The organism is Sphingobacterium sp. NPDC055346, assembly GCF_053645235.1.
The window spans coordinates 484366-494383 of record NZ_JBSHMI010000002.1; the positions used below are offsets into that span (position 1 = coordinate 484366).

The window sequence follows — 10018 nt, forward strand, 5'->3', positions numbered from 1 at the left end:
CTAAAAACACAATTTGGGGGGGCAACTATCATTTTATTAATATCCTTCTATTAGCCTTATTAATTTTTTCTGTATTCATTTGGTGTCATACCTACTTGTTTTTTGAAGAATTTACCAAATGATGTGGCATCAGCATAGTTAAAATGTTCTGCCAATTCTTTAATGGTAATTTTTGAAGATTTAATAAGAGCCTTTGCTTCCGCTATAATATATTCAAAGACCCATTCGTTGACCGTCTTTCCTGTCTGTTGTTTTATGATCGTCGATAAGTATTTGGTCGATAATAATAGCTTTTCGGCATAGAACAATGTGTCTTTTTCATTCTTGTAGTGTTTAAATAAGAGCTGATAGAACTCCCAAACTAGTTTTTCCTTTTTTGTCAGGCCTTCGGTATTTAAATATGTATGGTTTTTTTCAATCAGCGCAAACTCGTACATGCCTGACAATAATGAATGCTGTATGATCTGTCTTCTGAACAAATTATCTTTCCGATTATATTTTTCAAGCAGATTATCATAAAGCTTTAATAATATATTATATTCTTCAATATCGGCTTTAAAATAAGACGTCTGTCTTGCATCGGGATAGAGATATGAAGCATCGAAAGCAGCGACGAACTCAAGAGATATTGACATATATTTCATCATAAAATCACTGCTTATTTCTTCTGGCACATATTGGATGATAGTGCCGGGAGAGAGTGCTATGACGTCTCTTTCAGATAGCGGAACAGATTTTAAGTTGACTTTCATATTACCGTTCCCTTTTATACATATACCAACAAGTAAGGAATTAATCTTTACCGGATGTTCGAGCGTTATTCCAATAATATCTTCACTTGTATCTGATATCGCAAAATCGTTCCTCAGATTATCATCCGCCAAATTCAGGTGTGAAACTTCCAAGGTGTAAATAGTTTTTTGTTTCATCATCACATTATCTTTTAAGACAAATAAACCATTTTTTTTCAATTTATCCGTCTATTATTCCAAAAATAGTACCATCTGACTATAAATTAGGAATGTGTGACCTTTTTAATATATGCTGTAGAACGGAACTTTGCAATGTTAAAATATTGAATTAATCGGTATGAAAATTAGAAACTATTTAGCAATCGCCTCTTTTATCCTTTTTCTCATTACAAGCTGTAAGAACAAAGAAAAGGAAATCCAAAATGAACAGCAGATTCCAGTAAAGGCAGTATTGATTGCACTGAATGATATTGACGGACAGAGAAAGTATATCGGTTCCGTCGAAGAGTCTGCGCAGACCCAGCTAAGTTTTCAGGTTGCTGGAAATGTAAAGCAGATACTTGTTTCCGAAGGAAGTAAGGTCAATGCAGGTCAACTCTTAGCAACTTTGGATAAAGGCCGTTACCAAAAGGCTTATGAGGTAGCAAAGTCCCAGAAAAAGCAAGCTAAGGATGCCTATCAGAGACTTAAGATTATTTATGATAACAAGAGTTTACCTGAGATCAAGATTATTGAAGCTCAATCTATTCTTGAACAGGCAGAAGCTGCAGAGTCTCTTGCTCTAAAGGATGTAGAAGACTGTAACCTCTATGCCCCTTACAGTGGAGTAATCGGGACCAAGGGTATTGATCTGGGTGCAAATGTAGCTGCTGGTATGCCGGTTTTTACAGTACTTAAAGTAGAAAAAATACGGGTTAAAGTTTCTGTTCCCGAGAATGATATAAAAGAGTTGAAAATCGGTGATGATGCAAATATCTACTTAAAGACACTGGATAAGACTTATACCGGAAAAATTATCGAGAAGGGAGTTGTGGCCAATCCATATTCCAGAGCATATACGGTTAAGGTAGATATTCTAAATGGCAGCGACGAACTGCTTCCGGGGATGGACTGTAACATTACATTTAAATCGGATAACTTGACAGGCTATTCACTTCCAATTTCTGTAATTCAAATTTCTGCAAGGAATGAACGGTATGTGTGGAAGGTCAGTAAAGACAATACTGTGTCAAAACAAACAGTGAAAATAGGAGAACTGACTTCAGATGGCGTGGTTGTCTTAGAAGGTATTGGAGAAGGAGACCGGATTGTTACCGAAGGTTTTCAAAAAATCTTTGAAGGATCTAAAGTTATCGTTAACTAAAAACTTGAACTATAAGAAATGGCAAATAATATTAAAGCAGTAGCATGGGCTATGCGTTACCATAAAGTTGTCTTTTTAGTAACGGCGTTACTTCTACTAGCGGGAATTGGTGGGCTTCTCTATATGCCCAAACAGGAATATCCAACTGTAAATATAAATCAGGGGATTATTGCGGGAATATACCCCGGAGCTAATTCAGAACAGGTCGCAAAACAACTGACCAAACCTTTGGAAGAACATCTTTTCAAATATAAAGAAGTAAAAAGAAAGGCTACCTATTCACAGTCTAAAGACGGTATTGTTTACGTTTACATTACCTTGAATGATTATGTAAAAAACAAGGATGAGGTATGGGCAAAAATAAGACACGGCTTAAATGAACTTAAACAGGAACTGCCTCCCGAGGTATTGGCGCTGGTAGTAGATTCAGAGTTCGGTGAAACTTCAGCTTTACTGTTTTCAGTCGAGTCCGAAAGTAAAACTTACCGACAGCTTGAAGGCTATTTGGAGAAAATAGAATCGAGACTAAGACAGGTACCCGAAGTTTCAAAGTTGACAAAATCAGGAGAGCAGAAAGAAAGGATAGCCATCTATCTAGATAAAGGAAAAATGGCAAAAAATGGCATTCAGGTTCAGGAAATCGGAGAAGTACTCTATACACAAGGACTGAAAGGGTATGCAGGTGATATAGATAACGGAGATATGTCAGTCCCAATCTATCTAAATACTGCGAATCAGACCGAACAGAACATTGCCAATCAAATTATCAGGGGTGATGGACAAACGGATATACTTCGGTTAAAGGATGTAGCGAATATTGTGAGAGAATATCCTACACCAGATAATTTTATCAAGAATAACGGAAAAAAGTGCTTGTTGATGTCTGTCGAAATGCAGACAGGGAATGATATTACCCGTTTCGGAAAGGAATTAAACTCCATCCTTTTAGAGGAAGGAGCCAAACTTCCTTCCGATGTTAAAATCAGTACCATTGTCGATCAATCAAAAGTTGTACAAAAATCAGTCGATGAGTTTCTGATCGAGATGCTTATAGCCATAATCTCGGTTGTACTTGTTACTGTATTTTTTATGCCCGTACGTGTTGCAGCAGTAGCAGCTACTTCTATTCCCATTACGATTTTTATCTCATTGGGAATTATGTATGCAGCAGGTTTCGAATTAAATGTTGTTACGTTTGCAGCACTCATAGTTGTACTCGGTCTTATCGTAGATGACTGTATCGTTATAGTAGATAGCTACATTGAGCATCTTGATGAGGGCATGTCCCGCTGGCATGCATCAATTGCAGGTGCGGGAGAGTATTTCAAATCTCTGGTTTCTGCAACACTTATCATTAGCGTTACGTTCTTCCCCTTTCTTATCACACTGAAAGGACCGAATAAAGACTTTATGTTTTCTTACCCGTGGACGCTTACAATCACACTCTTTGTTTCTCTTGCAGTAGCCTTGTTTATCATTCCTTTTATGCAGTATATCCTGATAAAAAAAGGTTTGCATAAAGATAAGGAAGACACCAAGAAAAGTTTTCTTGACCGAATTCAGTCAGGTTATGATAAGCTTCTTCCGGTATTCTTTAAACGTCCGGTATTAACCCTATCTATCTTAATTACTTCTGTGGTGTTGGCTATGTTAATGCTGGGAAATGCCAAGATGAGAATGATGCCTATTGCTGAACGTGATCTATTTGCAGTAGAAATTTATCTTCCACAGGGCAATTCTTTGGTTCAAACCGAAAAAGTGGCTGACAGTCTGGAAAAAGTCTTGAAAAAAGATGATAGGGTACTATCCATTACTTCTTTTATCGGAGCAAGCTCCCCTCGTTTCCATTCAGGTTATTCACCCAATATGCCTTCGAAAAACTACGCTCAATTTATTGTTAACACCAAATCAAATAAAGCTACAGAAGAAATACTGAATGAATATGCAGACAAATATGCCTTTCATTTCCCGAGAGCTTATGTTTTCTTTAAGCAGCTAGATAATGAGGTAGTACGCTATCCTATAGAAGTAAGATTGACAGGTGCCGATGAAACCACATTGAAATCCATGTCTAAAGAGCTGATCCGTGATTTATCTAAAATGGATGAATTCCTTTGGGTACATAACGATGCAGAAAATCCATCGTCGTCGGTACAGATAAATATAGACCAACAACTTGCTAATCGTCAGGGAATCTCTAACAATTCTGTGGCACAGGAACTTGGTGTGATTAATAAAGGCTTTGATATAACAAATGTTTGGGAGGATGACTACAAGATGAATATCACGTTGAGAGGTGAAGTAGACAGCCTAAGGCAACTTAATCGTTTAGGTGATATATATGTGCCAAACATGGCTGGTGTATCTGTACCGTTGAATCAAGTTGCCGAAGTTTCGCCTGCTTGGAGAGATGGACAGATAAACACACGCAATGGCATTTATACGATGTCTGTACTTGCCGATCTTAAGCGAAATGTAAATCCAAATGATATATTTCCTAAGGTAAGTACCTTGGTAGATTCCCTTCTTAAAAAAGATGACTATAAGAATGTTGAAGTTAAATATGGTGGTGTTTCAGAATCAAATGAAGAGTCAGTTCCGCAAACGCTTATTGCTCTGTTGATAGCCATATTCATCATCTATTTTGTACTTGTTTTTCACTACAAGAAAATCAGTCTGGCCAACCTGACGCTGGCATCAACCGTACTCTGTTTTTTCGGTGCCGCATTTGGAATATGGGTAACCGGATTTGAATTCGGAATGACTTCAGTTCTGGGATTCGTATGTCTAATCGGTATTGTAATGAGGAATGGTATTATCCTTTTTGACTATGCTGATAAGCTTAGAAAAAACGAGAAAATGACAGTAAAAGAAGCTGCATTGGAAGCTGGAAAAAGAAGGATGAGGCCAATTGTATTGACTTCGGTAGCCGCTTCAGTTGGTGTAATTACGATGTTGGTTGTTGGAAGCCCTCTCTGGGGACCAATGGCAGCTATCATCTGTTTCGGAGCACTATTCTCCATGGTCTTTATATTAACAATCCTGCCTGTTTCTTATTGGCTCGTTTACAGAAAACAGGATACTAAAATCGTAAAATAATGAAATCTCTTCACTATATATTTTTTGCCCTTCTTTTTTTGGCTACAAGTGCTGCTTCAGCACAGACTACATATACGCTGGAACAGTGCAAAGAACTCACGTTAAAGAATAACAATGCGCTAAAAGCTGATCGTTTGTCTATGGAGGAAGCATCTTTAACTAAAAAGGAAGCTTTTACCAATTATTTTCCAAAAGTAAGTGCCTTCGGATTAGGTTATCATCTTAAAGAAGGAATGATTGGCAAAGAATCCGCAGAAATGATAAACATGCTTGGTTCAAGTTTTCCGGGAATGCCCAATGTAAGGGACAGGAAAAATGGCTATATGCTAGGTATATCTTTAGAACAGCCCGTTTTTACAGGAGGACAGATTTATTATGGAAATAAATTAGCAGAGTTAGGCGAAGATGTCAGTAAATATCAGACTCAGGAAGCTGAAAAGAATTTACTAGTAAACGTAGAACAATACTATTGGACATTAGTATCCCTATATGAGAAACGCAAAACTATTGATGTAATGAAAAATCTAGCTGATAATCTTTTCAGCGACGTTAAAGTTGCTGTAGATGCAGGCGTTACAAATAGAAACGATTTATTGCAGGTACAGTTGAAACAGAACGAGATAAAGACAGCTAGTGTAGAACTAGAAAACGGTATCAGTTTATTAAAAATTCAGCTTGCACAGTTAATGAATGTAGATGGTGGTCAATTCGAAATAGAAACCAAGGATCAAGAGTATATTTCCAATCCCGTTACTCTCCTTGTGGATCATAACCAGGCCGTAACAAATACGAATATGCACAAGCTCCTAAGTAAAAACATTGAAGCTAAACAACTGGAAAAGAAAATAGAACGTGGTAAATTGCTTCCATACTTTGGTGTTGGAGCTGGATATTACCAATACAATGATATTTTTAAAAATAGAAATCCGTCTACTATGGTTCATGCAACTTTAACCCTTCCCATTTCAGACTGGTGGGGCGGTTCTTACAATCTCCGTAAAAAGCAAACTCAGATAGACAGGGCAGAATACGAGAAAAAAGATACTGATCAAAAGCTATTTGTGATGTTCCAAAGTTATTGGAACAAATTAAATGAAAATTACAATAAGTTACTATTGGCCAAACAGGCCATTGAGACAGCTGAGGAAAATGTGCGAATAAATAAAGACCAATATCAGAATGGGCTAAGCATATTAAGCGATCTTATTGATGCCCAGTCACTATTACAACAGAGCAGAGATCAGTACACAGAAGCATACACGGGATTTCTAGTTGCTAGATACCTCTATCTTAGAGAAACCGGAAGATAAATTATACAACAATGGATAAAAGCAATTTTAAAAAGACACTTGGTTTTATATTCTTTGGCATCACGCTCATATGCTGGGTTGGTGCACCCATAATACCATTTACTGATATCCCTAATAAGGCAATTGTGACAACAACGGTGGTTATTGTCGGCGAGGTATTTTTTGTATCAGCTATTGCACTTCTTGGAAAAGAATATTGGGGTAAAATCAAGCAGTGGTTCAAGAACTTATTCAGTAAGAACACCAAAGAAAACTAGGTATATTAATAAATTTTAAATGGTTCACTAATCAATAAAAATGAAAACATGCAAAAGAGCGTAAATTTTACAGTAATATTTTTGACAGCATTTCTATTTCTTATCTGCTCAGCTTATGGGCAGAATAAGGAAGATAAATTTACAGGAAAGTGGCTTTCAAAAGATAAAATGATAGTCGAAGTCTACAAAGTAGGAAAAGGTTTTAATATCAAACAATTAGAAGCTCCCAAACAGAAAGAAAAGTTAAATAATGGAAAAGTAGTGGCTAAGAACATACTTGAAACATCAAAAGGTGAATATAAAGGAACTTCAATTGACCTAAACGACGATAAAGAATATCAAAGTATGTGGATTATCAGTGATGGTGATGGAAAGAGTTTGACATTTAAGCTTAAATGGGGATTTATTTGGCATAGTGAAATTTGGACGAAATTATAGACTTAGTAATATAAATTTTAAATGTCAAATGATTGTATGTAATAATTTAAATCATTGGGAAAATGATCCCATCTAATAATAGGTGTTGTATAATAATTGCTTTTTTGTTTTTTTTTAGCAACTACGTATTTTCTCAAGACACCATAAGTAACAGCTATAGAGATAAAATAGAGATTACTACTTCATTTGGACTCAGCATCCCGCGTTCAGATTTTATGAAGCATAGTAATATTGGTATAAGAACGATGACTGGCTTCCAATATCGGTACAACAAGAGTATATTCTTCAGAGCCGTATATGAGATATCACTTTACAGTTTTACAAATAGTAGATCAGTCGATGGATTTTCCGTTATAAACAAGGGGAATCGCTCTTTAATCGGTGCGTTCGTAGATATCGGATCAAATACAGTTATTGGTGACAGAATTGAAATTGGGGGTTTTACTGGGTTTGGTTTATTATGGCTCACAAGCCCTTTTACCGAGGTTCAGGGAAGTGTTGCCAGTATCAATACGCGCTCGGAAACAAAAGCTTACGAGACTTATAGATTGGGTGGTTTTGCATCATATCGTGTTAATAAAAAATTTGCATTGTATATCGAATTACAGCATTTCAATGCTCTACGGCGTTCTCATGTCTTTGACAGTAAGCTTGGTGGTACCAATATCGCTTTAGGTTTTCGAACGAATTTGAGCAATCAAAAAAGATGACGGAACGTCAGTAAAAGCTCTTAGTAACAAAAAATAAAAGATTATGGATAAAGTAAATTCTAAAAAAATAAAGATCAACTGTTCTGTGGAGCAGGTTGTAGATATTTTTTTTCAGCTACATAACGAGCTCTATTTTGAGGGTAAGCCGTTAATCGGTGGCAATCCTGAAGACTTGGCAAGAATAATTACGAACTCTTTCCTAGACAGTGAAGGCAAAGCGCTAGATCCCTCGTGGGTTAAAACAATGTTAGTTCCACCGACACCTAGCAGGGAGTATAAGGTATTTATAATGTAATTCCTAAGTCAGATAAAGTCTCAAAAATTACGGACTAGAGACACTAATAATGTCGAATAATTATAATCTATAAGTAGGAAGGGGAATTGAATAATGATAGTAAATAATAAAATTGGGATTACACTTTCAGGAGGTGGGTTTAGAGGAATAGCTCACCTTGGTGTTCTCCAATGTATGGAAGAGTTAGGAATCTCATTTGATGCTATTTCAGGTGCAAGCGCAGGTGCACTTATTGGTGCCTTTATTGCGGAAGGCTACAGTCCTGCAGAGATTTTCAAATTTGCAAAAACAGAAAAGTTTTTCAATTACACAGATTTATTTCGAGGTAATGGAGGAATGTTCAGTCCAGATATATTTGAAAGGATTATTACCAAATATATCCCTCATAACAGTTTTGAGCAGCTCAAAGTCCCATTATATGTTTCTGTTACTGATTTGAGTAATGCTCGGTCGTTGGTGTTCAATCAGGGCTGCCTAAGTTTGGCAATTAAATCTTCATGTTGTTTCCCTATGGTCTTTGTCCCCGTCAATTATCATAATGATACTATATTATGCGATGGAGGTATACTAAATAATTTTCCTGTTGAACACATAAATGCAACATGCGGAAAGAGTGTTGGAGTGGATGTAAATTCTATTGAGATTGCAAGGGGACATATGGGATATGGTGAAATCATGGACCGCATTATCCGAATAATTACTTCAAAAATAGATAAAGAAGGAGCAAATTACTGCGACGTCTTTATACAGCCGGGAGAACTTCGAAAGTTTTCAACTTTCGACACAAAACATATGGATGAAATATATCAAATAGGATATGAACATGCTAAAAAATTTGAAGATGATTTGCTGTCTTTAAGACAGGATAATAACTGTTGAGTATAAAACATTAGTAGACTATTGCCTATTGGATAAATATCATATTAAGTTTCATAACTCAAAAATCGCAACAATTTAATAGATGAAAAAATACTGTTATGAAAAATTACAGCAGCTAAATGACCACCTAAATGATTTATCATGTGATAAAACAATGTTGCTTGCAGAAGACGCAATTGAAATTGCACAAAAAAAACTCAACGAGGTAAAGGAGTTTATCATTGAAAAGGGTTTTAAAGATGCTAATGAAGAAATCTGCTTTTTTAAGAAGATAAAACCGCAGTTTGTTGCTAAGTTGATTTATTACAACGGTATTTATAAGATTGAGGCTAAAATCCCTTATGGTGGAGATAAGGTAACGAAAAAGTATCTAAAAAATGAGATTACAAAATTGAAGCTATATTTTGATAATAATCTTGAGTTTTACAAATATTACAGAACAAATAGTACTTACCTAGATGATAAATATTTTTTGCGAGGGAAATATGATATCAAACTAAGCTTAGATAGTTATTATTTTGAGACAGATCATAGATTCTGTACTAGCCATGATTATAAAGTTGCAAAAATTTTAGCAAATGATCTTATCCAACTATATATTGAAGACAGAATTTTTGGGCTTTCAAACATTTCAAGTGCAAAAAGTCCACACTATTCTTTGAACTGGACAGGAAGTAAAGCTGCATTAGTTGAACTTATTTATGCCTTGCAAGCTCAGGGGGTATTGGATTATGGTCATGCTGATATCAAACAGATCTCAAGAGTGTTTTCAAGAATGTTTAATGTAGATATCGGTGATTTTTATCATACTTATTTAGAACTACGTAATAGGAAAATCAACAAAACCAAGTTTCTAGACTCTCTTAGAGATGTTTTAAGCAAAAAAATGGATGAACAGGACGATAAGTGAGAGTT

The 10018-nt window shown here is 35.9% G+C and carries 10 protein-coding genes; 9 read left to right on the forward strand and 1 reads right to left on the reverse strand.

The genetic code is table 11. The features are described from left to right. Positions 1-59 precede the first annotated feature (59 nt). Entirely contained in the window at positions 60-932 is an 873-nt protein-coding gene (locus tag ACWICE_RS06420) for a helix-turn-helix domain-containing protein (protein WP_058699769.1), read from the reverse strand. Positions 933-1089: 157 nt separating this feature from the next. On the opposite strand from ACWICE_RS06420, the gene ACWICE_RS06425 reads away from it, so the two are divergent. The 9 genes from ACWICE_RS06425 (at position 1090) to ACWICE_RS06465 (ending at position 10013) form a co-directional block, all read left to right on the forward strand. Continuing rightward, on the forward strand, positions 1090-2115 hold the full coding sequence (locus ACWICE_RS06425; RefSeq protein ID WP_058699770.1) for an efflux RND transporter periplasmic adaptor subunit: 1026 nt from the start codon (positions 1090-1092) through the stop codon (positions 2113-2115). An 18-nt stretch (positions 2116-2133) separates the two neighbouring features. Beyond that, entirely contained in the window at positions 2134-5214 is a 3081-nt protein-coding gene (locus tag ACWICE_RS06430) for an efflux RND transporter permease subunit (protein WP_058699771.1), read from the forward strand. Beyond that, positions 5214-6524: a TolC family protein gene (locus tag ACWICE_RS06435; RefSeq protein ID WP_058699772.1), complete on the forward strand. Its 1311-nt coding sequence runs from the start codon at positions 5214-5216 to the stop codon at positions 6522-6524. Before ACWICE_RS06430 ends, ACWICE_RS06435 begins: the two co-directional genes overlap by 1 nt. A gap of 11 nt (positions 6525-6535) precedes the next feature. Continuing rightward, the gene (locus ACWICE_RS06440) at positions 6536-6781 is read left to right on the forward strand and encodes a transporter suffix domain-containing protein (protein WP_058699773.1); all 246 of its coding nucleotides are present in this window, start codon (positions 6536-6538) and stop codon (positions 6779-6781) included. A gap of 48 nt (positions 6782-6829) precedes the next feature. Next, the gene (locus ACWICE_RS06445) at positions 6830-7219 is read left to right on the forward strand and encodes a DUF2147 domain-containing protein (RefSeq protein WP_058699774.1); all 390 of its coding nucleotides are present in this window, start codon (positions 6830-6832) and stop codon (positions 7217-7219) included. Positions 7220-7464: 245 nt separating this feature from the next. Next, the gene (locus tag ACWICE_RS06450; RefSeq protein ID WP_085536793.1) at positions 7465-7929 is read left to right on the forward strand and encodes a hypothetical protein; all 465 of its coding nucleotides are present in this window, start codon (positions 7465-7467) and stop codon (positions 7927-7929) included. Between the two features lie 43 nt (positions 7930-7972). Next, entirely contained in the window at positions 7973-8224 is a 252-nt protein-coding gene (locus tag ACWICE_RS06455; RefSeq protein ID WP_058699776.1) for a hypothetical protein, read from the forward strand. A 93-nt stretch (positions 8225-8317) separates the two neighbouring features. Further along, entirely contained in the window at positions 8318-9103 is a 786-nt protein-coding gene (locus tag ACWICE_RS06460; RefSeq protein ID WP_058699777.1) for a patatin-like phospholipase family protein, read from the forward strand. An 82-nt stretch (positions 9104-9185) separates the two neighbouring features. Next, a complete protein-coding gene (locus ACWICE_RS06465) occupies positions 9186-10013 on the forward strand; it encodes an RteC domain-containing protein (RefSeq protein WP_058699778.1) in 828 nt (275 codons plus the stop codon). Positions 10014-10018 lie beyond the last annotated feature (5 nt).

Bases quoted from the DNA above. Each gene is read 5' to 3' on its own strand.
- ACWICE_RS06420 (WP_058699769.1), bottom strand. From the start codon at position 932: ATGATGAAACAAAAAACTATTTACACCTTGGAAGTTTCACACCTGAAT.
- ACWICE_RS06425 (WP_058699770.1), top strand. From the start codon at position 1,090: ATGAAAATTAGAAACTATTTAGCAATCGCCTCTTTTATCCTTTTTCTC.
- ACWICE_RS06430 (WP_058699771.1), top strand. From the start codon at position 2,134: ATGGCAAATAATATTAAAGCAGTAGCATGGGCTATGCGTTACCATAAA.
- ACWICE_RS06435 (WP_058699772.1), top strand. From the start codon at position 5,214: ATGAAATCTCTTCACTATATATTTTTTGCCCTTCTTTTTTTGGCTACA.
- ACWICE_RS06440 (WP_058699773.1), top strand. From the start codon at position 6,536: ATGGATAAAAGCAATTTTAAAAAGACACTTGGTTTTATATTCTTTGGC.
- ACWICE_RS06445 (WP_058699774.1), top strand. From the start codon at position 6,830: ATGCAAAAGAGCGTAAATTTTACAGTAATATTTTTGACAGCATTTCTA.
- ACWICE_RS06450 (WP_085536793.1), top strand. From the start codon at position 7,465: ATGACTGGCTTCCAATATCGGTACAACAAGAGTATATTCTTCAGAGCC.
- ACWICE_RS06455 (WP_058699776.1), top strand. From the start codon at position 7,973: ATGGATAAAGTAAATTCTAAAAAAATAAAGATCAACTGTTCTGTGGAG.
- ACWICE_RS06460 (WP_058699777.1), top strand. From the start codon at position 8,318: ATGATAGTAAATAATAAAATTGGGATTACACTTTCAGGAGGTGGGTTT.
- ACWICE_RS06465 (WP_058699778.1), top strand. From the start codon at position 9,186: ATGAAAAAATACTGTTATGAAAAATTACAGCAGCTAAATGACCACCTA.